Source organism: Rhodococcus sp. D-46, assembly GCF_011290655.1.
Taxonomy (GTDB): domain Bacteria; phylum Actinomycetota; class Actinomycetes; order Mycobacteriales; family Mycobacteriaceae; genus Rhodococcus_F; species Rhodococcus_F qingshengii.
In genome coordinates this window covers 118,529-143,516 of the sequence record NZ_JAANTF010000005.1, presented here as the reverse complement: position 1 = coordinate 143,516, position 24,988 = coordinate 118,529, and the positions used below count along the sequence as shown (strand labels likewise).

Below are 24,988 nucleotides of genomic sequence, written 5' to 3'. Positions count from 1 at the left end.
AATGTGAACACCCGAATGGATAGGACTGAGAAGTTGAAGCTTCAGAAGATGACCGTTGCAGCCGTGGCGATCGCAGCAGCCCTGACGATGACCGCGTGTGGTTCAGACGGAGGAGACTCCGACAAGACGACTTCGGCGAAGCCCACGACCACCACCTCTGCGGCACCCACGTCCGAGGTTGTTCTGCCGACCGCCCCTGAGCTCAACGCCAAGGTCGCTCAGGCACTCGACGAGAGCGTTCCGGCCGCAGACAAGGTCAACCTCGTCCAGGGCGCCGAGGCTGATCCCGAGCTGATCAACCAGGTCGCCGCTGCCGCCAAGGCTGCCGGCGCGCAGGTCGAGATCCTCGACCCGGTCACCGACACGGGCAGCGAGACGGCAGCAGCTTCGCTGAACATCGTCGTCAACGGCCAGCCGCTGCAGCAGGGCCTGCAGGCTTCGTTCGTCTACGAAGACGGCGTCTGGAAGCTCTCGAAGACCACGGCTTGCCAGATCGTCGGCGTTGCAGGTCTGACCTCGCCGGCTTGCGCTGCTTGATCTCTCGGTAACACCTGAAACACCAGAGCGGCCGCCGACTCCCGAAGGGGAGTGGGCGGCCGCTCTTCACGTGGTAAGCGACGTCAGTGATGGAATCCCTCGGTGACGCGCGGCCGCGGCATCGGGCTGTCCAGTTCGTCGAGGAACGCGGTTTCCTCTTCGATGATGCGCAGCAGATTGGCCGCCAGGTCCATGCTCAGTCCGTTACGAACCACGATGCGCTGCACTGTCAGATCCGCGAGATCGTCCGGCATGGGGTAGGCCGGCACCAACCAGCCCTTGCCTCGCAACCGGTCCGAGAGGTCGTACAGCGTCCAGTTGGACGTGTGCCCCTCGGCGAGGCGCCACGCGAAGACCGGGATGTCGGAACCGTCGTTCCACAGTTCGAACGCGTCGAGTTTCCCGATCCCTTCGGCGAGAAATTTCGCCACGTCCTGGGAGGACTGCTGGATCGCGCGATAGCCGTCGTGGCCGAGACGCAGGAACAAGTAGAACTGCAGGATCACCTGAGCGCCGGGACGCGAGAAGTTCAGTGCGAAGGTCGGCATACTGCCGCCGAGGTAGCTCACCTTGAAGACGAGGTCGTCGGGAAGTAGATCCTGCGATCGCCAGACCACCCATCCGAGGCCGGGATAGACGAGCCCGTACTTGTGCGCCGAGGTGTTGATGGAGTGGACGCGCGGTAGTCGGAAATCCCATTCGAGTTCGGGCTGAAGGAACGGTGCGATCATCGCACCGGAAGCGCCGTCGACGTGGATGGGGACGTCGAGTCCCGTCTTCGCCTGGATCTCATCGAGTGCCTTCGAGATTTCCAGGACCGGCTCGTACATCCCGGTGTAGGTGACGCCCATGATCGCGACGACGCCGATGGTGTTCTCGTCGACGTACTTGTCCAGATCGTGACCGTCGAGGGTGCGGTGTTCCTCGCTGATCGGCACGTAACGCGCTTCGACGTCCCAGTAGTTGCAGAACTTCTCCCAGCACACCTGGACCGCGGAACTCATGATGAGATTTGGCTTTTCGGTCGACTTGCCCGCGGCTTTTCGTGCGTGCTGCCAGCGTCGTTTCATCGCCAGGCCGCCGAGCATGCAGGCTTCGGACGAACCGATCGTCGAGGTGCCGATTGCGTCCTTGGGGGAGGGTGAGTGCCAGAGATCGGCAAGGATGCGCCAGCAATAGGTTTCGATCGCGGCGGTCTGCGGATACTCGTCCTTGTCGATCATGTTCTTGTCGAACGACTCGGCATACAGTTTGGTGGCGTGATCGTCCATCCACGTGCTGACGAACGTCGCGAGATTGAGCCGCGCATTGCCGTCGAGCATCGTTTCGTCGTGGACGATCTGATACGCGGTCTCGGGAAGCATGCCATCGGGTTCGAGTGTGTACTTCGATGCAACCGAATCCTCGCCAGGCCTCGAGAAGATCGGATTGACGGCTACGTAATCGGTGTGATCTGACCTTCTGGGTTCCGGCATGAACTCTGGCTCCTCACATCAGTGTGTCGCGTTGGTCTGTTTCGTACCTACTCTCACCGTTCAGTGTGGACGGGCAGTTGTCAAAGGGTCCATGATCAATCAATTATCCGGTCTGAAGTCCTAGTCTGCACACATCGTAGAAAGCGGCGAAAGAACACACGGTGGTGACAATCATGAGTGGGCCTACGATGCGAGGTAAGGACAGGCGAGAATCAGAGGCCCTGCGCCCGCCGCGCCGCAATCGAGGACGGACTTCTGTTTCGCTGATCGCAACTGCGACGAAAGGGCCGGATCGCAGATGGCTTGCCTCCTGGAGCGATCCGCCGGTTGACATGAATTCGCAGAGTCACCGCGACTCCGACGGTCTTAGTAGCGTCACCCGGGAGATTTCGTGGCTGGAGGTACGCAGGCACGCTCGAACGCGAGTTGCGCCAGCGCGAGTGAGGCTTCGGGCCGGATCCTGTCGGCAAACACCCTTCGGCCGACAGGATCCGGCCCAGATCGCTCGTCAGTGCAGTGAGCGAGTTCGCATGTCTGTGCCGCCGCGACCTGATCGCCGGTGAGCCTGTCCGCCAGCGGATTCCACATTTTCGAAAACCGTCGAACTTTGGACGTTTGGTGAGTCGGGTGTCGGGGGCGCCTGGCCTCGGCGCTCGGCTCCTTTGGTGAAATTGCGTTCAGGGCGCCGTGCTTGGTCGTGGCGCATCATCGATTCACAGGCTCGCGAGCACCAAGATCCCGGCGCTGATGGCCAAGGTGGCGACCAGCAACACCAGCGCTGAATTTCGTGTTGGCCCCGGGAAGCTGCGGCCGATCCCGAAATCGTCGGATCTGCAGCGGTGCGCTCGGTGACTGATTGCAATAATGCCGACTGCACCGATCAGCGTGCTTCCCCCGAGAATACCGATTGCGACTGGTGGGCCGGGGACATAGCGCAGGTAGATCAGCGCCGCTGTAGCCAAGGAGGTACCAGTCCGAACCCATGCCATCGTGGTCCGTTCTGGCTGTAGCCCTCGGTCGGCATGTGTGGGTTGAAGGGGTGTCACCGCGTCACCTCGACCATCAACAACGTCAGCGCGGATCCCAGTACAAGCCCCGCGGCGATGCCTGCGAACGTAGGGACTGGGAGGCTTCGCCCCAACCGCAAAGCGCGTTCGACCGCGATCCATCGATGAAATGCACTGACAGACAGCATGGTTGACCCAGTCAACACGCCAACTACCAGGGTGGCGTGAACGGTGGGGCCAACCATCTCGGAGCCGAATGCCTCGAAGCCGACGGCGGCGGCTACCAAAGCCAGGGCGGTCCGGATCCAGGCGAGGAATGTGCGTTCGTTGGCCAGGGTGAATCGAGGGTCCGGGTCTTCGCCGACCCGGAACGCACCGGGGCACCAGAACGGTCTCATTTGGCGACGGCGACGAAGGGGGCCGGCGGGGTGAGCTTCGTGAGATGATCCGCGTGATATGCGGCGAAGGCCTCGAGGACCTCCGGCTGTGTGCCGATCCAGAATGCGCCTTTCGCGAGCTGAGCGAAGATGCTCTCTGCAGCCTGCTCGGGTGTCAGGCCCTGGCCGAGGTACCGGTCGAGTTGCTCGCGAAGCGCTTCACCGGCCAGGCCGCTGGCTGAAGCACCTGAATAGATCTGGGTCCGTACCGCGCCCGGGAGCACTGCCGATACCTGAATGGGAGCGCCGACGGTCTTCACGTCCAGGTAGAGCGTCTCGGTCAGGGCTAGCACCGCGTGCTTACTCGTGAGATATGGCGATTGCAGTGCGCCCGCGCTGAGGCCACCGATAGAGCTGAGATTGAGCACGTATGCCTCCTCGCCAGACGCGATCATTCGTGGGAGGAATGCGTGGACCCCGTTGAGCACACCGCCCACATTTATCGAAAGCAACCGCTGCCAGCGGTCTATCGGAACCTCCCAAAATAGGCCAGGGGCCTCGATCCCGGCGTTGTTGACGAGCAATCGGACAGAGCCGAACCGCTCGTACGCGGCCCGGGCCAGCCCCTCCACCGACGACGGGTCACTGACGTCCGTCTGGACCGCAGTGGCCTCGGTGGCTGCCGTTGACAGTTCGGCTGCGAGTTGTTCAGCCCGGGGCATGTCGATGTCCGCTAACACCACGTTCATTCCGATGGAGGCCGCGTGTCGTGCGAGCCCCTCGCCGATTCCGGATGCCGCGCCGGTGATGACGGCGGTGCCGCCGGAGAACTTGTCATGCGTGATAGTCACTTGTGGCCTCCGTGGGGGACTGTTGCTTGACCGGTATTGTCGCGGCGGCAGGACGTGCAGTATTCGCGCCAATCGTTGCTCCGCCGGAGGCGGGGGCGCGTCCGTGACTCATCGTGAACGCCACTATGAGACCGATGGCGCCGAGTGCACCGAGTAGTAGGAAGACGTAGGTGAATCCCGCATCCGTGTAAATGATCTGGCGTGTGCCTTGGTCGACGGACCAAATGTGCGCGGAGAGGATCGCGCTGAGGATGGTGACGCCGAATGCAGCGCCGAGGCTGTTGCTGGAGCCGAGTACGCCGGCGTTCGCCCCCGTCTGAGATGGCGGTACCGCTTCGACGACAAGGTTGGCGCTGGCTGCGTAGAAGAAACCCTGGCCGACGCCGAAGATGGCGACCAGTGTGATGATCTGCCACTGTTGGTCGTGCACAAAGGCCAGCAGGCTCAGGCTGATCATGATCGCGGTCATGGCGACGATGAGGCTCGCCCGGGGGCCACTGCTGCGCGCGAGCAGTCCGGCCAGGGGGCCGCTCGCCATGGCGAGGATGCCATGTGGGAGAGTCCACAGCGCGAAGGCGAAGGCAGTGAGCCCGAACCCGTAAGAGATGCCGTCAACCCGTGGCGTCATGAGCATCAGTGGCAACGCGAACGCGTATCCACCGATAGCGAATGAGCCGAGTAAGCTTGCGAGCATCGTGCTGCGCATGGCACGCGCCCACAGCACCCGCATGTCGATCAGAGGTTGCGTGGTGTGCAATTCGTAGAGGACGAACACCGCGCTCAGGACCGCAGAGACCGCGAACGCAATCAGCGTCTTTGGTGAGTCCCATCCCCAAGAGCGACCCTGGTTGATGGAGAGCATCAGCAGCAATGATCCGCCGCCCAGCAGGCCCGCGCCTACCCAGTCGAGCTGGTGGGACAGGCGCAGCGGCGATTCCGGCGCGGTGAAATAGACCGCCGGGGCGATGACGGCGACATAGGCGAGGAGGAACCAGAAGATTGCGCGGTAACCGAACTCGGTCGAGAGGTAGCCGCCGATGAGCGGGCCGGCGATACCGTTGAATCCGATGCCGGTGGACACTGCCGACAGGGCCACGGGGATCATGCGTCGTGGGAAGACATCGCGGATGAGGCCGTAAGCGAGCGGGGTCATGCCGACGCTCGCGGCCTCGAGGGCGCGCCCGAGCAGCAGAATCGGAAAGGTCGGGGCGAGGGCGCAGGTCAGCGTTCCGATGCTGAATATGCCGGCGACGACCATCAGCATGCGCTTCTTGCCGTAGATGTCTCCGAGCTTGCCGATGATCGGCAAGCTGACGACCCCGACAAGACCGAGGATGGTCACCACCCAGCCGATGTCAGGAGTGTTGAATTCGGCCGCCATGTATCGCAGTGATGGGTACACCATGCTGTATTCGAGGGGGGCGACTTCGAACAGTAGAACGATCGAGATCAACAGGCCCACATAGTATTTGGTTGATCGTTCAGGCGCTCGGCGTTGTTGCGGCGGTAGGGGGGTAGGTCGAGTCACGACAGTCTCGTTTCCTTGAGTTGTGGTTTCGTGGCGATTCGAACGTCGATCCATGAGTCCGCGGACCCGGAACATTCGGCGATGTCGGCCGTGAGGGACTTTGGGAGCACGGAGTGCGCGTATCAAGGTTGTGTCGCAATTGGTCGAAATATCGACCGATGCGGTAAGGTGATGCGCGTTACTGTAGGTGCCTTGGGAAGGATTGGTCAATGGTTGATTCCGAAGTGGCGGACCGCTCGGCAGGCAGGGAGGTCGTGTCGCCGCCCACTGCGCGCGTAGTGCAGGTTATCGACTTTTTGGTGCGTAACCAGGGGAAGCGTTTCGGTCTTTCAGAGCTTGCGCGACGATGCGAAATCACCAAACCGACCTGTCTCGGCATCGTGACCGAACTGACCGCGTGCGGATATCTCATTCGTGACACACAGACCAAGTCTTACGGGCTTGGGCCAGCATTGGTCTCGGCCGGGCGGGCGGCCCAGCGCGATTTTGCGCTGGGCTCGATGGTGCGCGACCGTCTCGAGGGCCTGAGTGAGCAGTTCAGCGCTATCTGTATGGCATCGGCCGTGGTTGGCGACAATGTCATGGTTCTCGAGATGGTCGCGCCCCCGGGCGTCGAGCCGCCGGCCAGTGTCGGCGACGTGTATCCGTTCGCACCGCCGCTGGGGCTCATGTTCATGCTGTGGGAACCGGACGAGGAGCTGGAACGTTGGCTGCGGAGCGAGTCCGCGCTGGCTGTCGGGACAGACTTCGAACACATCCGGCTGATGGCCGCCGAGTGCCGGGCGGAAGGATATCTGGTTGAGAACCTCTCGCCGACCGTTCAGCGGTTGCACCGGCTGATGGCCGGGGTTGCTGCGCACGACGTGCCGCCTGCCGTACTCGAGCTTGTCGGTGACCTGGTGTCGAGTCTGGGCGAGCGGAGATTCCTCGGGGAAGCGGTTCGCGCTTCCGCTGGAAAACACCCAGTCAGCCTGGTAGCGGCCCCGACCTTCGACGCGGACGGTCACCAGTCTCTCGTTTTGACCGTCTACGTCGGCGGCGAGATCAGCAACCTTGAAATCGCCAACCGAGCGTTGGCACTGAAACAGGTGGCCGACGCGGTGACATCCGACGTCGGTGGCCGCAATCCCTTTGCCGGCCGCGGAAATTGACCGTTGACTGGTCAGGAATTGGCTTGTAACCTCAATCCGTTCCCATATCCGACCGTGCTGGTCGATATTTAGACCGTCAATGGAAGTTGCGGCGCCCGAGTCCGATTGCTCGCGGTCGCCGCACTGCCCGGGTCGTTCAGTTCTGGGACGCAATTTGTGTGAGGCGTATCGACGCTAAGGCTGCGGCCGTGCGAGGAGGCTGTCGCCGACGCCTCTTCGGCGATGTGTAGGGCTTTGCGTCGAGCGAATCTCACTGACACGTAACGACTCCCGAGGAGTTCCTTGATGACCACCATGATCGACCAGTCTTTGAGTGTCGACGATGTCAGCGATCTGATCGCCGATGCCTTCGACTGGGGCATACATCTTGCCGGGTTTTACGAATTGCGGCACGTCTACACGGGTTTGGAGGGGCAGCCGGCATATCGCGGGCTCAATCGTCTCCAGCCGATCCTCGATTTGTTCGACGCCAAGGTTCGCATCGCCACGACAGTAAATGCCTCGACGCTCTATTCCGGTGGGATGTTCGACTTGTCGAACGATCCGGTCGTCATCGAAGCTCCGGGCGTAGCTGACGGTCGGTACTGGAGTATTCAGGCACTTGGCCCGAACATTGACTGGTTCTTCATGGCCGGATCGCAATTCACCGGAAATGGGCCGCAGCGATACGTGATCGTTGGTCCGAGGTGGAGAGGCCTCCTACCGGCCGGGTTCGCTGGCACTGAGGTCGTGCGATCACCGTCCGATGCATTCGTGCTCACTGTTCGCGTGGCAGTGACGAGTCGAACTGAGCAGGACCTGGCCGGTGCACGGGCCGCGGTGACGGGCGTCCGCGCGGCTCCACTTTCGCTGTGGCACGCCGGCGGTGGCCGCGTTCCGGACCTCGCGGATCAGCCAATTGTCAAGTCCGACTACGCCACGTTTCCGCGGATGGACCTGATTGCCGACATCGGAAAGTCGATGACCGCGATCGACTATCTACAGCTCCTGAGTTTGGTAATCAACGATCCTTCCATGACTCGCCGGTCGGATTCGGTAAAGGAGCGGGAAGCCCTCGCGAATCTCGCTCGGCTCGGGTTGCGTCCGGGGACTTGCTTCGACCCCTCGCAGATCACCGATGAACAGCGCGAGGTGATCGATCGCGGATTCGCGCGGGCGCGGACCGATGCCAGGCAGGCATTCGAGAAGACGCAGGTGGATATGAGCGGGTGGAAGTTGCAATCCAGCCTTTTCTACGACGATCTCGACTACCGTGCCAAAGCTGGTGCTAACGACGTGGCGTGGGGCACCCCAGTGCCTTTTCAGTCCCACACAATTGGTTACCTGTTCGACGACGCCGAGGGTTTCCCTCTCGATGGTGCGAACTGCTACACCATTACATTCGACGTGGAGGATTTGCCGCCGGTCACCGAGTTCTGGGAGCTCCCGGTATACGACTCTCAGGGCTACTTTATCGAAAACTCTGAGAACCGTTACAGCGCAACGAGTTACCTCGCGCGAGCCGGAGAATACGCCGTTCGGGACGGGAAGTTGACGTTCTACCTCCAGGCTGAGCGACCCTCTGATTCTGATCTTGCCAGGAATTGGCTTCCTGTCTCCGCGACGGATGGCTTCCAGATTGCGGCTCGCTTCTACGGCCCCCTGGCGCAGCTGATCGACGGCACCTATCCGATGCCCCCGGTGGTGCGCGCGGGGGCATGACCCTCGGGTTCCGGTCCCCGCCTTCGTAGGCGCGAATGGCCACTCTTTCATCGACTGTCTGTGTATGAATTGAGTTGGTGTACAAGTTGAGTCGGATCCATGATGCGAGCCGGACCCAGTGCCGAGGCGGTCCGGCAGTAGTGGAAATCTGCCGGACCGTATCGGTTCCGCGACTGTCGAAGGCAACCTGTGCGAGAAGATCCGCACCTCTGGGTATCACAACGGAAGGTGGAAGATCTCGAATCGTTTCGGGAGAAGTACGCGGGCGAGCGCGACAAACATCTGCCGAATACCGGGGCCGACACCGTTCAGGCGATTGATTTCGAAGGTACTTTCGCATCGTTCGACAGCGATCCGAATGCGAGCGATTCTGGCACCGCACCGCCGTTGACCGCCGATCTCGACGTGCTCATCGTCGGCGCCGGCTTCATGGGCATCAGTGCTGGCGTCGAACTGAAGAAAGTCGGTGTCACCCACTTCAAGATTCTTGATGTCGCAACGGACTTCGGCGGCACCTGGTATTGGAATCGGTACCCGGGTGTGCGCTGTGACGTCGAGTCGTACGTCTACCTACCTTACCTGGAAGAGACCGGTTACATCCCGACTGAGCATATCTACTCGGGCTGCATGATCGGTCCAGGCTGGTTCGCAGGTCGCCGTTGGGTGGCGCCGATGCGACTCAAGGACCTGCGCTTCCCGGCGAGCGGACCGGTCGCGGCCGAGATCGCGGACAGTTCGTACCTTGCGATCTACTGGGTACACGAGCCGGAGACGGAACAGGCAGAGGCATGGGCCCGTACCCAGGTTGGCGAGCTGTACGCCGCCGGCCGCGGATTCGCCGAGCGTGAGCACGTGTGCATAATGACGCATGCCGAATGAGGCACCCTGATCTCGATACGCCGGCGCGTGCGGACATCGAGCCGATATTTTGCGAGCCTTAACGGCCAGTCGGTCGACGCGGGCGCGGTGGCCGTCACCAATTGACATTCCCTGCTCGGCGTAGATGTTCGAGACGGTGCTGTTCACTGCGGTCGTAGATGCATTCGCACGCTCGCCAGGGTGCCGGTGAACGGAACGGAATCGACGGCTGTCGGCGCTCTGCGAACGCCGCCGTCCTTTTCGTGTTCCAAGGCCGAAGACAGCGATCTTCCGAGCGCTGACAGACCACAGAAGCGTCAGCGAGGCAATTCCATTCACAAGAACATAGTCCGGAGGTTCGCGAGAGTGTTTCCGGCCGAACTGTTTACGGTGACTGGGCGCGCAGGCGATCTGCGGCGGCCGATGCCATCGAGTGGAGAACATCGGGGGCGATCGGACTCGGCGCCGTCGCGGACAGCTGAGTCAACGTCGTCCCGACTGCGGCCACGATCGCGTCGGCAACCAAGGTGAAACCGCCACTCTCCGTGATGATTCGGAAAGCGAAAGACGCGTCGCCAACGTTCGGGTCCGACGCTCCGCCGACGCGATAGGTGATTGTCGTTCCGTCGGCATCGGTTCCTGAATATTCCGCGCACCCGGCCAGCGTGGTCTGAAGTTTCTCGAAAGCTGCTGCTGCCGCGGTGCCGTCGGCGTACGAAGCAGAGTCCTGATCGATGCTCGTGAAATCGGGGCCGGTGAACATGTCGGAGAGGTCGGCGACCGATCCGGGAGCCTGGGTGGCTATCGGCGCCAGAACCTGGGCGCAGACGGCGGGGTCGGTGCTCGACTTGTCCGCCTCCGAACTCTCCGGCGCCGGTGCGAGGCCGAGGTCGTCGACCGGGTCGGGAACTATGTCGAAGTCCGCAGGTAGCTCGGACAGGGTGAGCGCGGCTCGTTGCAGGCCGTCACGGTCGAGAGGCGCCCCGCTCAGCGGTGCGGCCGGAGCAGCCGTGAACGGCGCCAAGCCGACCTGTGGGGCGGAAACCTGCGTAGTCGTGTCGGCACCAGGCGAGTCGTCCGAGCCGCAACCGGTCACGACGAACAGTGCCGCCGTTGCGGTCAGACCAAGTGCGAGAAGCGACCGGCGTGTCACGATTCCCACCGAATGCTGTTGGAGATGGTCTGCCGGATCACCGAGGAGCTGTCCGGGTCGCCGTATGCCTGGTCGCCGCCGACGGTCATCTGTCCGTCGATCGGCAAGGGGAGTGAGAGGTCGACGGTGAGGTTTCCGGAGCCGGCCATGACGTACTGATCGATGTTCAGCGTTCCGGCGTCACCGGCCAGGTTCCAGACCGGGCTCTGCGGGGTCTGCGATACGTCCACCGCGAGCGAAAGCCGATTGCCCTCGCGCGCGGTGAGCGTGACGGTGGTTGTCTGATCGAGCAGGATTTCGCTGCTGACTTGCTGCCGAACCACCCAACGTGCGCCGACACCGACCGGAGCGTCGGGGAGTGCGACGGTCCGGTAGACCGCTTGGCCCAGCGCTTGTTCGATTGCAGCGCGGGCAGCATTGGCCGAGTTGGCGGAGGGCTTCAACCGTAGGGCGGTGATGGCGCCCGAATCCGTGACCGACAATCCGGCCGCAGACCCGTCGGCCCCGCTCAGCGCAGCCTGCAGCGTTGCATCGGGCGAGGTCATCGACGACAGCGTGAGGTCAACGACTGCGGTGGGATCGTCAGCGGTCACGTTTGCCGAGAGCGGGATCGTGATCTCCGGCGAAGAGAAATCCTGCGCCGGTTGTTGATCGATCTGCTGACTCACGACGGCCTGGGTGACGAGCGTCGCCGTCTGCGTGGTGCCGACAGGCAAGTTCGTACGCAAAACCTCGCGCGGCTCGCTTCCCGCCTCGAGAACTTCGACCGTCGCGGCGGTCACCGGAACAGTCACCTCACTCGGCGAGGAGGTCGGGGTGTTCGGAGGTTGATCCGAGTCGCCGCAAGCGGTGAGAACGGTGGTGAGAGCGAGGGCAGCGAGGGCGAACGGAACGCGTCGGCCGGTCGTGGACAGCAGTGGCACGCGCTCCAGGCTAGCCGCAGTTGCAGAGTGCGTGACCCGGTGCGGTGAACATGAGGGATGATGGTTGCGTGAGTACAGACCACCCAGACCGAGATGTCAACGCGGAGGATCAGCCGATTACCGAAATCTCGAAGGCCGACGAGCCCGAAACCGTGAAACCGGAAGCCGTGAAATCGGAAGACGGTGACCTGGCGGTTGCGCCGGTCGAAAAGCCCCGCCGGCTGACCATGCTCATTGCCATCGCCGCTGTCATCCTGCTCTCGGACATTCTCACGAAGGTGTGGGCAGTCGCCGCGGTCAAACCGGGGCAGCCGATCGAAATCATCGGTGACGTGGTCACATTCACGATGGTGCGCAATCCGGGGGCAGCGTTCTCGATGGCGACGTCGATGACGTGGATCCTCACTCTCGTCGCAATCGGTGTGGTCATCGGTGTGATCAAGATCGGTCGCACGCTCCGATCACCGTGGTGGGCGCTCGGTCTCGGCCTCGTTCTCGGCGGCGCGCTGGGTAACCTCGTCGACCGATTCTTCCGCTCTCCCGGAATCATGCGCGGACATGTGGTGGATTTCGTCTCCGTCGGCTGGTGGCCGGTGTTCAACATCGCGGATTCCGCGATCGTCTGTGGCGCGATTCTGCTCGTCGTCCTGACACTGTTCGGCTTCGAACCCAACGGTGAACGCCTGCGTGATCACAAGGCGGACGACAAGAAGCTCACCGAATCGAAGGCTGCAGCCGAGGGAGAAACCAAGTGAGGGAATCCCGTTCGATGCCCGTGCCCGACGGTCTCGATGCCATGCGCGTCGATGCCGGCCTCGCGCGCCTTCTCGGACTCTCGCGCACCGTGGTCGCGACACTCGCGGAAGAAGGCTCGGTACTCGTCGACGGTGTGGCCGTCGGCAAGTCCGATCGTCTGACCGCAGGGTCGTGGCTCGAGGTAGTCCTGCCCGAACCGCGGCGGCCCCTGACCATCGAAGCGACACCGGTCGAGGGAATGGAGATTCTCTACGCCGACGACGACGTCGTGGCAGTCGACAAGCCCGTCGGAGTTGCCGCGCACGCCAGCGTCGGGTGGACGGGACCGACCGTCATCGGCGGACTTGCCGCGGCCGGTTTCCGCATCTCGACGTCCGGTGCCCACGAGCGTCAGGGCATCGTCCACCGCCTGGACGTCGGAACGTCGGGTGTCATGGTGGTTGCCACATCCGAGCGCGCGTACACGTTGCTCAAGCGCGCTTTCAAGCAGCGGACCATCGACAAGCGCTACCACGCTCTCGTGCAGGGACACCCCGACCCGAGCAGCGGAACGATCGACGCGCCCATCGGACGCCATCACGGGAACGACTGGCGATTCACGGTCACGGCCGACGGCAAGCCCAGCGTCACGCACTACGACACCATCGAGGCGTTCCAGGCAGCGAGTCTGCTGGACGTGCACCTCGAAACCGGTCGCACACACCAGATCCGTGTCCACTTTTCGGCGTTGCGCCATCCGTGCTGCGGCGACCTGACTTACGGCGCGGACCCTCGACTTGCCGAAAGGCTCGGCCTCGAGCGCCAGTGGCTGCACGCCGTGTCTCTTGGATTCGCACATCCGGCGGACGGTCGCTGGGTCGAGATCAAGAGCAAGTACCCGAAGGATCTCGAACACGCACTCGAAGTTCTCCGGTCCTCATGACACCGCGCGGGCTTACCCCCGCGCCCGCCGTCGTCGCGGTGGTGGTCGGTGTGGCGGCGGTGGTGGGCGTGGGGTTCGCGAATCCCGTGCCGACCCCGCCGATCCGGACGGACACTCTGGGTCCGGACAGTGGGGAAGCTGTCCCGGACTACCTCGACCGAGCGCGAGATTCTGTTGCGTCGGTCGACGGGCCGGTGTGGGCGTTGGTCTCGTTCACGAAGGCACTCACCGTCGACGAGGTCATGACGACGACCAGCAGTGTTCAGATGCCGGGCGCTGAGGTCTCAGGCGTTCGCGTGTCCAGGGTCATGTTCCGAGTTCCGATCGAGCGCGTCCAGACGCCGCTCATGTCGGTGCCCGTTCCCGACAACGACGAATCAGTGCGCAGATCGCCCGGGGTTGCAGCCACGCGACTGGTCTCGCTCGGCGGCGACACCGATCGTCAGCAACAGGTGGCGCTCGCGTCGGCGAAGCAATTGTCCGCCGGGTGCGCCTGCGCAGTGGGCGTGCTGGTGCGAGCGACTCCCGAAGGACTCGAAGCGATCGAACATGACTCGAACGTCCGTGCAGTGGAAGCGTTGCCGTCCGACGCCTCGCCGTGGTTGGCAGCCGTCCGTCCCTTGCTGCCGGAGTACGTGGACGTCGTTGCTCCCGGCCCCGACGATGGTCCGGTCCCGTGAACTCCGGTTCTGTGAACAAGGACGAACGCGCTGAGTCCCGTTCGTCCTCGGGGATCTTCTACGGTGTGGCGGCTTTCCTGTTGTGGGGAACGTTCCCGGCATTCTTCGGGCTACTCGACTTCGCCGATCCGGTCGAGATCCTGGCGCACCGGGTGGTGTGGACCCTTCTGTTGATGCTGATCGTGTTGGCCTTTGCCGGCCGCCTCGGATCGCTTCGCGGAATCAGCGCACGCACCTGGCTGCTGGTGACCGCGGCGTCAGCGGCGATCGCCGTGAACTGGGGGACGTACATCTATGCCGTGGTGTCAGGCCGCGTCGTGGAGGCGGCTCTCGGGTACTTCATCAACCCGCTGGTCACCGTTCTGCTCGGCGTCGTGATCTTCCGCGAACGATTGCGTCCCGCCCAGATCGCCGCGCTCGTTCTCGCTGCCACGGCAGTTGTGGTGATCACGGTCGACTTCGGGAAACCTCCGATCGTCGCTTTGCTGCTCGCCGGCTCGTTTGCCACCTATGGGTTGGTCAAGAAGGTGGTTCCGCTCGATCCTCGAACCAGTTTGACTGCCGAGGGAGTCGTTGCCGCACCGTTCGCGGTCGGCTACCTCGTGTTTCTCGGCCTGACCGGGGCCGGTGCATTCATCAGCAGCGGTACCGGGCACAGCCTGTTGCTGCTTGCCGCCGGCCCGGTCACCGCGCTGCCGCTGCTCCTGTTCGGCGTCGCCGCTCAGAGAGTTCCGTTGGCGACGATGGGCATGCTGCAGTACCTCACCCCGGCGCTCCAGATGGCGTGGGGTGTGGCCGTCATGCACGAGGACATGCCGGCGTCACGGTGGATCGGCTTCGTTCTGATCTGGGCTGCACTGGTGATCTTCACGACAGACACCTTCGTCGCCGGTCGACGTTCGCGGCGTTCGGTGAGGTCGAGCGCCGAACCCGAGGTTCCGGTCACGTGACCGGAGGCGGCGCACGGCGACTCCGCTACGTCGGTCGCCGGTCGTGTCGGCAGCGCGGCATACACTCGATCTCGCTCCCAGACCTTCAGAGAGGCGCACGTGGCTGACTCGTTCGTACATCTTCACAATCACACCGAGTACTCGATGCTCGACGGTGCGGCCAAGGTCGGCGCCATGTTCGAGGAGGCCGCTCGTCTCGAAATGACCGCAGTCGGCATGACCGACCACGGAAACATGTACGGCGCCAGCCAGTTCTACAACGAGGCAAAGAGCGCCGGCATCAAGCCGATCATCGGCATCGAGGCCTACATCGCACCCGAGTCTCGCTTCAACACCAAGCGAGTTCTGTGGGGCGATCGCAGCCAGAAGTCCGACGACGTCTCCGGTAGCGGTGCGTACACCCACATGACGATGGTGGCCGAGAACGCGACCGGACTCCGCAACCTCTTCAAGCTGTCGTCGCTCGCGTCCATCGAGGGCCAGCTCGGTAAATGGCCACGGATGGACGAGGAGCTCATCGCCGCGCACGCCGAGGGCATCATCGCGACCACGGGTTGCCCGTCCGGTGAGATCCAGACCCGCCTTCGTCTCGGTCACGATCGCGAGGCTCTCGAAGCTGCCGCGAAGTGGCAGGAGATCTGGGGCCCGGACAACTTCTTCCTCGAACTGATGGATCACGGTCTCTCGATCGAGCGCCGTGTGCGAGAGGGTCTGCTCGACATCGGCAAGCAACTCGGTATTCCGCCACTTGCCACCAACGACTGCCATTACGTCACCAAGGACGCCGCCGAGAATCACGAGGCGCTGCTCTGCATTCAGACCGGCAAGACGCTCTCCGACCCCACTCGCTTCAAGTTCGACGGCGACGGCTACTACCTCAAGTCCGCTGCCGAGATGCGCGCCATCTGGGACAACGAGGTACCGGGGGCATGCGACAACACCGTTGCCATCGGCGAGCGTGTGCAGTCGTACGAGGACGTGTGGGCGTTCCACGACCGCATGCCGATCTTCCCGGTCCCGGAGGGACACACGCAGCAGACCTTCCTGCGCGCCGAGGTGATGCGCGGACTCGATCGCCGCTTCCCGAGCGGACCGCCGCAGGAGTACCTCGCCCGCGCCGACTACGAGATCGGCGTCATCAACGAAATGGGCTTCCCGGCCTACTTCCTCGTGGTCGGCGACCTGATCAACCACGCCAAGGACGTCGGGATCCGTGTCGGGCCCGGCCGTGGATCGGCTGCCGGTTCGTTGGTGGCCTACGCGATGGGTATCACCAACATCGACCCCATCCCGTACGGGTTGCTGTTCGAGCGATTCCTCAACCCCGAGCGTGTGTCCATGCCCGATATCGATATCGACTTCGATGATCGCCGTCGCGGCGAGATGGTTCGCTACGCGACGGACAAGTGGGGCAACGACAAGGTCGCCCAGGTCATCACCTTCGGCACCATCAAGACCAAGGCTGCCATCAAGGACTCGGCTCGCGTCCAGTTCGGCAAGCCGGGCTTTGCCATCGCCGATCAGATCACCAAGGCGCTCCCGCCGCCCATCATGGCCAAGGACATCTCGGTTTCCGGTATCACCGACCCGAAGCACGAGCGGTACAAGGAGGCAGTCGAGGTTCGAGCGCTCATCGACTCCAGCCCGGACGTCGCGAAGATCTACAAGACCGCGGTGGGTCTGGAAGGGCTGATCCGCAACGCCGGTGTGCACGCCTGCGCGGTCATCATGTCGTCCGAACCGCTCACCGACGCAATCCCGGTCTGGAAGCGCGCCCAGGACGGCGCCATCATCACCGGGTGGGACTACCCCTCGTGTGAAGCCATCGGTCTGCTCAAGATGGACTTCCTCGGTCTGCGAAACCTCACGGTTATCGGCGACACGCTCGAGAACATCAAAGCCAACCGCGGCATCGACCTCGACCTCGACACGTTGCCGATGGACGATGCGGCAACATACGAACTGCTCGCCCGCGGCGACACTCTCGGTGTGTTCCAGCTCGACGGCGGCGGTATGCGCGAGTTGCTGAAACTGATGCAGCCCACCGGATTCGGCGACATCGTCGCCGCATTGGCGCTGTATCGACCGGGACCGATGGGTGTGGACGCCCACATCTCGTACGCCAAGCGCAAGAACGCCTTGGAAGACGTCAAGCCGATTCACCCCGAGCTGGAGGAGCCGCTAGCGGAGATCCTCTCGGAGACATACGGCCTGATCATCTACCAGGAGCAGATCATGCAACTGGCGCAGAAGGTGGCCGGTTACACCCTGGGTCAGGCCGACTTGCTGCGTCGCGCCATGGGTAAGAAGAAGCTGTCCGAGCTGGAAAAGGCCTACGCCGGCTTCCGGCAGGGCATGTTGGACAACAACTTCAGCGAAGCCGCCATCAAGGCGCTGTGGGACACGGTCCTTCCCTTCGCCGGGTACGCGTTCAACAAGTCGCACTCCGCCGGCTACGGACTCGTGTCGTACTGGACTGCGTACCTCAAGGCGAACTACCCGGCCGAGTACATGGCGGGTCTGCTGACCTCCGTCGGTGACGACAAGGACAAGTCCGCGATCTACCTCGCCGACTGCCGCAAGTTGGGCATCACCGTTCTCCCACCGGACGTCAACGAGTCACGCGTCGACTTCGCGACCGTCGGCGACGACATCCGTTTCGGTATGGGGTCGGTGCGCAACGTCGGCGCCAACGTCGTCGCTTCGATCATCAAGGCGCGCACCGAGAAATCGAAGTTCACCGATTTCTCCGACTATCTCGGCAAGATCGACGCGATGGCTTGCAACAAGAAGGTCACCGAATCTCTCATCAAGGCCGGTGCTTTCGACTCGTTGGGTCACCCGCGCAAGGGCCTGATGTTGGTTCATGCCGACGCCATCGATTCCGTGATGAGCACCAAGAAGGCAGAGGCGATCGGACAGTTCGACCTCTTCGGCGGTGCCGAGGCGGACGAGTCGATCACCTCGGTGTTCGACGTCAAGATTCCCGAGGAGGAGTGGGACTCCAAGCATCGCCTGGCACTCGAACGAGAGATGCTGGGGCTGTACGTTTCCGGTCACCCGCTCAACGGTGTCGAGCACATTCTTCGCCAGCAGTCCGACACGTCCATCGCTGCGATACTCGAAGGCGGCGTTCAGGACGGTGCCCAGGTAACTCTCGGCGGCATCATTGCCTCGGTGGACCGCCGGGTCAACAAGAACGGTCTGACCTGGTGCATCGTGCAGCTCGAAGATCTCGTGGGTGGAATCGAGGTGCTGTTCTTCCCGCAGGCGTACGCCGTTTACGGGATGGACATCGCCGAGGATGCCATCGTGTTGGTCAAGGCTCGCGTTTCGATCCGAGACGATCGGATGTCGCTGATCGGCAACGACCTTGCGGTGCCTGATATTTCGGCGATCGGGGTCGCGCGTCCCCTGTCGGTCTCGCTGCCGCTTCGCCAATGCACCAAGGACAAGCTCAGTGCTCTCAAGCAGGTGCTGACCAGGCACCCCGGAACATCCGACGTTCACGTTCGGCTGATCGGTGGAACCGATATCAGCTTGTGGAAGGTCGACGACGTCCTTCGGGTCGAACCGTCCTCGGCACTGATGGGCGACCTGAAGGCATTGCTCGGACCGAGTTGCCTGACGGTCTGACCGCCGAGCGGACCTGAACCGAACGAAGGGACCTTGCTGCTGATGCAGCAAGGTCCCTTCGTGGTTCGCGGGAGTTCGGGGGAGTGCGGTGATCAGGTGGTGCGTGAGTAGTGCACGCGCCGTACCCACCACGTGACTACAGCGGCCGTTGCGGCAGTCAGTACGGCCACCTGCATCGACTGCGTGACGGCACCGGCGACGACGAACAGCACGAACCCGACCACGAGAGCTTCGATCTTGTACAGCGGCCACCGAGTTCCGGCCAGATCGACGCAATAGTCGGGGGAGGGGCGTGATTCGCGAGTGGAGATATCTGCGGTGGTCATCTCGTCCCTTTCCGATACGGCTGTTCGAAGCTGTGGTTTCAGAGTAGCCAGAGATGAGAGTTCGGGCAAGCGAACTTTATTGATCGGCAGCTCACTTAATCGATCAACCAGGGGAGTGCGCGGGCGACAGGCCTGGTCGGCGTGGTTCGGTGGCCAAGGTGCTCGAGTGGGTGTTCACTGGTACACATGCCAATCACAGGTGAGTACGAACCCAGTCCAGCGTCGTGGGCCGCCGATCAGGTCGCACGCATCGAGAACTCCGGTGGCACCGAGGGAAACGACATGAACGGCATGCCCGTCGTCGTTCTCACGACCATCGGCGCAAAGTCCGGCAAGGTCAGGAAGACGCCGCTGATGCGGGTCGAGCACGACGGTTCGTATGCCGTTGTGGCTTCGCTCGGTGGCGCCCCGAAGAATCCGGTCTGGTACTACAACGTCAAAGCCGACCCGCACGTCACGCTGCGTGACGCGACGCAGGTCTTCGACCTGGTTGCTCGGGAAGTCACCGGCGACGAGAAGGCGGTCTGGTGGGAGCGCGCTGTCGCTGCGTACCCCGACTACGCCGATTATCAGACGAAGACCGATCGTGAGATTCCGGTGTTCGTGCTCGAACCCAAGTAACCCCGCATTCCACAAGAAGCGCTGCATCAATCACAAGTAAATCGTCACTCCCGGGGGTCGGCGATCCCGACTCCCGGGAGTGTGTCATGGAGGTCTGATGAGTCCGAAAACCGTTGCAGATCAATTGGTTCAGCAGCTCGTTGACGCGGGTGTCAGTCGGATCTACGGCATTGTCGGTGACAGTCTCAATCCCATCGTCGATGCGGTTCGTCGCACCGGTGGTTCCGAGAAGGGCGGAATCGATTGGATACACGTCCGGCATGAGGAAGCAGCCGCCTTTGCGGCCGCAGCGGATGCCCAGATCACCGGAAAACTCGCAGTGTGTGCCGGATCCTGCGGTCCCGGAAACCTTCACCTGATCAACGGCCTGTACGACGCTCATCGTTCGGGCGCGCCGGTCCTCGCGATCGCCTCACACATCCCCAGCGCCCAGATCGGAATGGGCTACTTTCAGGAAACGCATCCCGAGCGGATCTTCATCGAATGTTCGAGTTACACCGAACTCGTCAGCACGGCAGTCCAATCACCTCGCGTGGTGCAGTCGGCGATTCAGCATTCGGTGGCTCGAAACGGCGTCTCGGTGATCGTGCTTCCCGGGGACATCGCCGATTGTCCGGCAGAAGGCACCCCGCCGACGCTCGTCGAAACCCGAAGGCCGACAGTCGTTCCGGATGCCGGTGACGTCAAGGCGTTGGCAGATGTGATCAACGGCTCGCGTAAGGTTGCGATCTTCGCCGGCGCGGGCGTGCGAGATGCGCGCGCGGAGGTTCTGGCGTTGGCCGAAACCGTCGGCGCTCCCATCGGGCATTCACTGCGTGGCAAGGAATGGATCCAGTACGACAATCCATACGACGTCGGGATGACCGGATTGCTCGGTTACGGTGCGGCGCACGACGGTATCCACGGCGCCGATCTCCTGCTCCTGATCGGTACGGACTTTCCCTACGATCAGTTCTTGCCCGACGACGTTCGCACTGCTCAGATCGACATCGCGGCCGAGCGGTTGGGGCGTCGAACCAGCCTGGACCTGGCTGTGCACGGCGACGTCGCGAGCACCTTGAGCGCACTGATTCCGCAGCTCGATCGAAAGACCGACCGCGGGTTCCTGGAGGACACGCTCGCCAAGCACAACACTCTGATGACCAAAGTGGTTGGTGCATACACGGATCCGGTCAAGCAGCGCACGCCGATTCACCCCGAGTATGCGGCATCGATCTTGGACGATCTGGCAGCCGACGACGCAATCTTCACCGCCGACACCGGGATGTGCAACGTGTGGACGGCGCGCTATCTCAATCCGAACGGATCGAGACGCTTCATCTCCTCGGCGCTGCACGGATCGATGTCCAATGCGCTCCCACACGCGATGGGTGCTGCATGGTCGAGTCCGGGGCGTCAGGTCATCTCGGTGTCGGGCGACGGTGGATTGTCGATGCTGCTCGGTGAGTTGGTCACCGTCGCGATGTACAAGTTGCCGGTCAAGATCGTGGTGTTCAACAACTCGACGCTCGGAATGGTCAAGCTCGAGATGCTGGTCGACGGCCTTCCGGATTTCGGGGTCGACGTGCCCGCGGTCGACTACGCGGCGGTTGCTGCTGCGCTCGGTATCTTTTCGCGCCGAATCGAGAATCCCGCGGATATCGAAGCGGGCCTACGCGCCGCGCTCGATCACGACGGTCCGGCCTTGGTTGATCTGGTGACCGATCCGCTGGCATTGTCGTTGCCGCCCACCATCACCGGTGGTCAGATGAAGGGCTTCGCTTTGGCGATGTCGAAGATGGTGATGAACGGCGGCGTCGGCGAGGCAGTACAGATGGCCAAGTCGAATCTGCGGAACGTGCCACGTCCCTCACAGTTGGATCCTCGCGGCTGACCTACCGCCACCCTGCCTCGCAGACCATGCGGGGCGGGGTGGTGGGAAGGTTGATCTCCGACGTGCGAAAATGGCGGGGTGTCTAACTCGCCCGATGTCGTAGTAACGAAGTCCACCGTCCCCGCGCTCGACGCGCAGGAGATCGACGCGGCCATCGAGCGAATTCAGCACGTCATTGCGGCGACACCTCTGCAGTACAGCGACCGTCTTTCGGCGTTGACCGGGGCACACGTGTACCTCAAGCGCGAGGACCTCCAGGGCGTTCGTTCGTACAAGATTCGTGGAGCGTACAACCTGATCGCTCAGCTCAACGAGGCCGAACGCGGTGCCGGCGTAGTGACTGCCAGTGCCGGTAACCATGCGCAGGGTGTTGCTTTCGCGTGCCGAACGATGCAGATCAAGGGTCGGATCTACGTTCCGGCCAATACCCCCAAGCAGAAGCGTGATCGCATCCGCGCGCACGGTGGAGCGTTTGTCGAACTGTTCATGATCGGTGAGACCTATGACGCCGCCGCTGCTGCGGCCGCCGAGGACGTAGCCGAAACCGGCGCAACCATGGTTCCGCCGTTCGACGACGTGCGCACCGCTGCGGGGCAAGGAACCATCGCAGCGGAGATTCTCACGCAATTGGACGCCCCTCTCGACACGATCGTCGTGCCGGTCGGAGGCGGCGGTTGCATTGCGGGCATCGCCACCTACCTGCACGAGCGATCGCCCAAGACGTCGATCGTCGGGATCGAGCCGTCCGGCGCGGCGTCCATGACGGCCGCTCTTGTTGCCGGAGGCCCGGTGACTCTTCCCGACGTCGATCCATTTGTCGACGGAGCAGCGGTCAAGAGGATCGGCGATGTCCCCTACGAGGTCGTTTCACGTCTGGGTGCCGCCGTCGTGTCGCACGCGTCGTTGCCGCTCGTGGCTCGTCAACTTCAGACGCGGTCCGGTTCGGGATCGTTTGTCGTCAATCAGATCGACGAGGGCGCTATCTGCACGGCGATGCTCGAGCTGTATCAGAGCGAGGGCATCATCGCCGAACCTGCAGGTGCGCTTTCCGTTGCGGCACTGCAGAATCTGACGTTCGAGCCGGGCTCGACCGTCGTGTGCCTGATCTCCGGTGGCAACAACGACGTCTCTCGTTACGGCGAAATTCTCGAGCGTTCGCTCGTTCACCTCGGGCTCAAGCACTACTTCCTGGTCGACTTTCCGCAGGAACCGGGAGCGCTCCGTCGCTTCCTCTCGGACGTGCTCGGGCCGGACGACGACATCGCGCTGTTCGAGTACGTCAAGCGAAACAATCGCGAGACGGGTGCCGCGTTGGTGGGTATCGAACTCGGTTCCGCCGACGGGTTGGCGGCGTTACTCGAGCGGATGGAGCGCGCGCCGATGCAGTCCGAGAGGCTCGAGCCGGGAAGCCCGGCGTACCGCTATCTGACGTAAGAGACGCCCCCGGTCAGGGCCGCAGTCGCTCGACCACCTGTCGATGCAATTCGGGATCCGGCTGGGGGAGCCCGAGCATGGCCGCCAGATACAGGCCGTCGCCGACGAGTCGGATGATCTCGGCCTGCACAGGGTCGGCGATCTCGGTCTGAAGGCCCTTGTCCCAGCTCCGCATCACATGTGTGACGGCTTTCTGGATTTCGTCGTGTTGTCCATCGACTGTTCTCAGTGCCGCGATGATCGACCGGAAGAGTGAGAGTTCTTCGCTTTCGTTCGCATCGGGGATCTGCAGATAGAACTCGGTGACCGTCGTACCGCCGGCTACGGCGTCGTCGAGTTGCTGATCCGAGCGTTCCCCGAGTCTGCGGACCATCGCCGCGAGGAGGGCTTCCTTGCTGGGGAAGTGATAGAGAAGTCCGCCCTTGGAAACCCCGGCTTCGGCGGCAACGCCTTCGAGCGTGACTTGGGCAACGCCGCTGACCAGCAGCAGCTTCTCCAGTGCGTCGAGAATTCGATCGCGAGTGTCGGCAGCCATGTGATGTGACCCTACCCGGAAATAACTTTACCGCTTGGACGGTTCACTGTTACCGTAGACCTACTGTACCGGCTGGACGGTTCAGTGAAATCTTTTCGAAAGAACTCAGAGAAAGTCGCAGGGGAGCAATGTCAGTGTCGGCAGATCAGACGTCTGCAATCAATCCCGACGAGGTTCGGGCGACAAAGCGTGACTGGGCGGGCTTGATAGTCCTTGCCTTTGCTGTGTTGCTCATCGCAGTCGACGGCACGGTGCTCGATCTTGCGCTTCCGTTCATCAGCGCCGACCTCGAGCCGAGCAGCACGCAGTTGCTGTGGATCATCGACGTCTATTCGTTCGTGCTCGCCGGTCTGCTCATCACCATGGGTACGCTCGGTGACCGGATCGGTAGGCGAAAACTGCTCCTGATCGGCGCAGTCGGCTTCGGTCTCGCCTCGATCATCGCCGCTCTCGCTGTCAGTCCCGAGATGCTCATTGCCGCCCGCGTGCTGCAGGGTATTTCCGGCGCAACGCTGATGCCTGCCACCCTCGGTCTGATCCGCACGATCTTCGTCAACCCGCGTCAGCGCACCGAGGCAATCGGTGTCTGGGGCGCGATGGCCGGTGGCGGTACAGCGGCAGGCCCTTTGGTCGGTGGTTGGTTGCTCGAGCACTTCTGGTGGGGTTCGGTCTTCTTGATCAACATTCCGGTCATGATCGCGCTGGTTGTACTCGGCCCGATCCTGATCCCGGAGTCGAAAGACCCCAATCCGGGTCGATTCGACCTCATCAGCGCTGGTCTGTCGATGGCGACCATGTTGCCGCTGGTGTACGCGGTCAAGGAATCCGTGGTGCACGGCGTCAGCATCACGTTGCTGGTGATCGGCCTTGTTGGTCTCGCGGCGGGTTACGTGTTCGTGCGTCGTCAGCGGATGCTGAAGGATCCGATGTTGGATCTGAAGCTGTTTGCCAACGCGTCGTTCTCCACCGCCGTCATCACCAACCTGCTCTCGATCTTCGCGCTGGCAGGTGTCCTGTTCTTCGGCTCGCAGTACCTGCAGTTGGTGCTCGGTAACTCGGCGCTCGACGCCGGCCTGCTGATGCTCCCGGGTATGTTGCTCAGCGCATTCACCGCGGTTGCGGCGGCCTGGTTGATTCGCCGATGGTCGGTGTCTCACGTGCTCAGCGCGGGCCTCGCGGTTGCCGGTATCGGTGCTGCGATGCTGCTCGCGCTCGGCGTCGACAGCGGCCCGTTGATGTTCGTGATCGGCTTCGGTCTGGCCGGTGCTGGTGTCGGTGTCGCGTTGACGTTGACATCGGATCTCGTGGTCAGCTCGGTGGAACCCGAACGCGCCGGCGCTGCGTCCGCTGTGTCGGAGACCGCGTACGAACTCGGCATCGCGCTCGGCGTGGCGATCCTGGGCAGCGTGGTGATGGCGATCTTCCGCAAGGGAATCGACACCTCGATGCTCGAAGCAGATCAGGTGCACGCTGCACAGGGCACACTCGGCGGTGCCCTGCAGGAAGCAACGTACCTACCTGGTGAACTCGGTTCGGTGCTTGCCGATTCCGCGAAGTCGGCGTTTGTCGACGGTATGCACGTTGCTGCCGGTGCAACAGCTTTGGTTCTGTTCGTCAGTGCCGCATTGGTGTTGAGGATGCTGCGGAGTACACCAGAGAACGCGAAGCGTTAATACCGGAATCTCGAGAGTTAG

Annotated in this window: 22 protein-coding genes; 13 read left to right on the top strand and 9 right to left on the bottom strand. The window is 62.7% G+C overall.

All coding sequences use genetic code 11. From position 1 onward, the window contains the following. Window positions 1-33: 33 nt before the first annotated feature. Window positions 34-537, top strand: a complete 504-nt coding sequence (locus G9U53_RS13910) for a hypothetical protein (protein WP_047270137.1) — start codon at window positions 34-36, stop codon at window positions 535-537. Between the two features lie 83 nt (window positions 538-620). Here the strand turns inward: G9U53_RS13910 and G9U53_RS13905 are convergent, their stop codons facing one another. The 5 genes from G9U53_RS13905 to G9U53_RS13885 form a co-directional block, all read right to left on the bottom strand. Continuing rightward, entirely contained in the window at window positions 621-2,012 is a 1,392-nt protein-coding gene (locus G9U53_RS13905; protein WP_003941675.1) for a glutamate decarboxylase, read from the bottom strand. 713 nt (window positions 2,013-2,725) lie between these two features. Further along, window positions 2,726-3,058 carry a DUF202 domain-containing protein gene (locus tag G9U53_RS13900; RefSeq protein ID WP_165638807.1) on the bottom strand — a complete coding sequence of 111 codons (333 nt, stop codon included), beginning with the start codon at window positions 3,056-3,058 and terminating at the stop codon, window positions 2,726-2,728. Continuing rightward, window positions 3,055-3,417, bottom strand: a complete 363-nt coding sequence (locus G9U53_RS13895) for a DUF202 domain-containing protein (RefSeq protein ID WP_054781930.1) — start codon at window positions 3,415-3,417, stop codon at window positions 3,055-3,057. The genes G9U53_RS13900 and G9U53_RS13895 overlap by 4 nt, the downstream gene beginning before the upstream one ends. Continuing rightward, window positions 3,414-4,247, bottom strand: a complete 834-nt coding sequence (locus G9U53_RS13890; protein ID WP_063316146.1) for an SDR family NAD(P)-dependent oxidoreductase — start codon at window positions 4,245-4,247, stop codon at window positions 3,414-3,416. Before G9U53_RS13890 ends, G9U53_RS13895 begins: the two co-directional genes overlap by 4 nt. Beyond that, entirely contained in the window at window positions 4,231-5,709 is a 1,479-nt protein-coding gene (locus G9U53_RS13885; protein ID WP_207624273.1) for an MFS transporter, read from the bottom strand. The genes G9U53_RS13890 and G9U53_RS13885 overlap by 17 nt, the downstream gene beginning before the upstream one ends. A 275-nt stretch (window positions 5,710-5,984) precedes the next feature. Here G9U53_RS13885 and G9U53_RS13880 point away from each other — a divergent pair, with 275 nt between their 5' ends. The 3 genes from G9U53_RS13880 (at window position 5,985) to G9U53_RS13870 (ending at window position 9,506) form a co-directional block, all read left to right on the top strand. Further along, a complete protein-coding gene (locus tag G9U53_RS13880) occupies window positions 5,985-6,926 on the top strand; it encodes a helix-turn-helix domain-containing protein (RefSeq protein ID WP_081557978.1) in 942 nt (313 codons plus the stop codon). A 285-nt stretch (window positions 6,927-7,211) separates the two neighbouring features. Next, window positions 7,212-8,627 carry a DUF1254 domain-containing protein gene (locus tag G9U53_RS13875; RefSeq protein ID WP_165638805.1) on the top strand — a complete coding sequence of 472 codons (1,416 nt, stop codon included), beginning with the start codon at window positions 7,212-7,214 and terminating at the stop codon, window positions 8,625-8,627. Window positions 8,628-8,816: 189 nt separating this feature from the next. Then, window positions 8,817-9,506: an NAD(P)-binding protein gene (locus G9U53_RS13870; RefSeq protein WP_207624272.1), complete on the top strand. Its 690-nt coding sequence runs from the start codon at window positions 8,817-8,819 to the stop codon at window positions 9,504-9,506. Between the two features lie 364 nt (window positions 9,507-9,870). Here the strand turns inward: G9U53_RS13870 and G9U53_RS13865 are convergent, their stop codons facing one another. After that, window positions 9,871-10,638, bottom strand: a complete 768-nt coding sequence (locus tag G9U53_RS13865) for a sensor domain-containing protein (protein WP_256082668.1) — start codon at window positions 10,636-10,638, stop codon at window positions 9,871-9,873. Next, window positions 10,635-11,561 carry a hypothetical protein gene (locus G9U53_RS13860; RefSeq protein ID WP_003941753.1) on the bottom strand — a complete coding sequence of 309 codons (927 nt, stop codon included), beginning with the start codon at window positions 11,559-11,561 and terminating at the stop codon, window positions 10,635-10,637. The genes G9U53_RS13865 and G9U53_RS13860 overlap by 4 nt, the downstream gene beginning before the upstream one ends. A 167-nt stretch (window positions 11,562-11,728) precedes the next feature. Between G9U53_RS13860 and lspA the strand changes: the two genes are divergently transcribed. The 5 genes from lspA (at window position 11,729) to dnaE (ending at window position 18,505) form a co-directional block, all read left to right on the top strand. Further along, the gene (lspA, locus tag G9U53_RS13855) at window positions 11,729-12,316 is read left to right on the top strand and encodes a signal peptidase II (RefSeq protein ID WP_228402286.1); all 588 of its coding nucleotides are present in this window, start codon (window positions 11,729-11,731) and stop codon (window positions 12,314-12,316) included. After that, window positions 12,313-13,239, top strand: coding sequence for an RluA family pseudouridine synthase (locus tag G9U53_RS13850; RefSeq protein WP_165638802.1), 927 nt, complete (start codon window positions 12,313-12,315; stop codon window positions 13,237-13,239). The genes lspA and G9U53_RS13850 overlap by 4 nt, the downstream gene beginning before the upstream one ends. Continuing rightward, a complete protein-coding gene (locus G9U53_RS13845; protein WP_165638801.1) occupies window positions 13,236-13,919 on the top strand; it encodes a hypothetical protein in 684 nt (227 codons plus the stop codon). Before G9U53_RS13850 ends, G9U53_RS13845 begins: the two co-directional genes overlap by 4 nt. Window positions 13,920-13,930: 11 nt before the next feature. Further along, entirely contained in the window at window positions 13,931-14,869 is a 939-nt protein-coding gene (rarD, locus tag G9U53_RS13840; protein WP_047270138.1) for an EamA family transporter RarD, read from the top strand. A 99-nt stretch (window positions 14,870-14,968) separates the two neighbouring features. Next, window positions 14,969-18,505, top strand: a complete 3,537-nt coding sequence (gene dnaE / locus G9U53_RS13835; RefSeq protein WP_165638800.1) for a DNA polymerase III subunit alpha — start codon at window positions 14,969-14,971, stop codon at window positions 18,503-18,505. A gap of 92 nt (window positions 18,506-18,597) precedes the next feature. Here dnaE and G9U53_RS13830 read toward each other — a convergent pair whose 3' ends face one another. Continuing rightward, a complete protein-coding gene (locus tag G9U53_RS13830) occupies window positions 18,598-18,831 on the bottom strand; it encodes a hypothetical protein (RefSeq protein WP_003941759.1) in 234 nt (77 codons plus the stop codon). Between the two features lie 186 nt (window positions 18,832-19,017). Between G9U53_RS13830 and G9U53_RS13825 the strand changes: the two genes are divergently transcribed. From G9U53_RS13825 to ilvA, 3 genes are all read left to right on the top strand, one after another. Beyond that, window positions 19,018-19,452, top strand: coding sequence for a nitroreductase family deazaflavin-dependent oxidoreductase (locus tag G9U53_RS13825; protein WP_003941666.1), 435 nt, complete (start codon window positions 19,018-19,020; stop codon window positions 19,450-19,452). A 97-nt stretch (window positions 19,453-19,549) separates the two neighbouring features. After that, on the top strand, window positions 19,550-21,325 hold the full coding sequence (locus G9U53_RS13820) for a pyruvate dehydrogenase (RefSeq protein ID WP_020969844.1): 1,776 nt from the start codon (window positions 19,550-19,552) through the stop codon (window positions 21,323-21,325). A 78-nt stretch (window positions 21,326-21,403) separates the two neighbouring features. After that, entirely contained in the window at window positions 21,404-22,759 is a 1,356-nt protein-coding gene (gene ilvA / locus G9U53_RS13815; protein ID WP_007733150.1) for a threonine ammonia-lyase IlvA, read from the top strand. A gap of 13 nt (window positions 22,760-22,772) precedes the next feature. Here ilvA and G9U53_RS13810 read toward each other — a convergent pair whose 3' ends face one another. Beyond that, window positions 22,773-23,294 carry a TetR/AcrR family transcriptional regulator gene (locus G9U53_RS13810; protein ID WP_003941685.1) on the bottom strand — a complete coding sequence of 174 codons (522 nt, stop codon included), beginning with the start codon at window positions 23,292-23,294 and terminating at the stop codon, window positions 22,773-22,775. Between the two features lie 128 nt (window positions 23,295-23,422). Here G9U53_RS13810 and G9U53_RS13805 point away from each other — a divergent pair, with 128 nt between their 5' ends. After that, complete coding sequence (locus G9U53_RS13805) at window positions 23,423-24,967, top strand: MFS transporter (RefSeq protein WP_165638799.1); 1,545 nt, start codon at window positions 23,423-23,425, stop codon at window positions 24,965-24,967. Window positions 24,968-24,988: the final 21 nt, after the last annotated feature.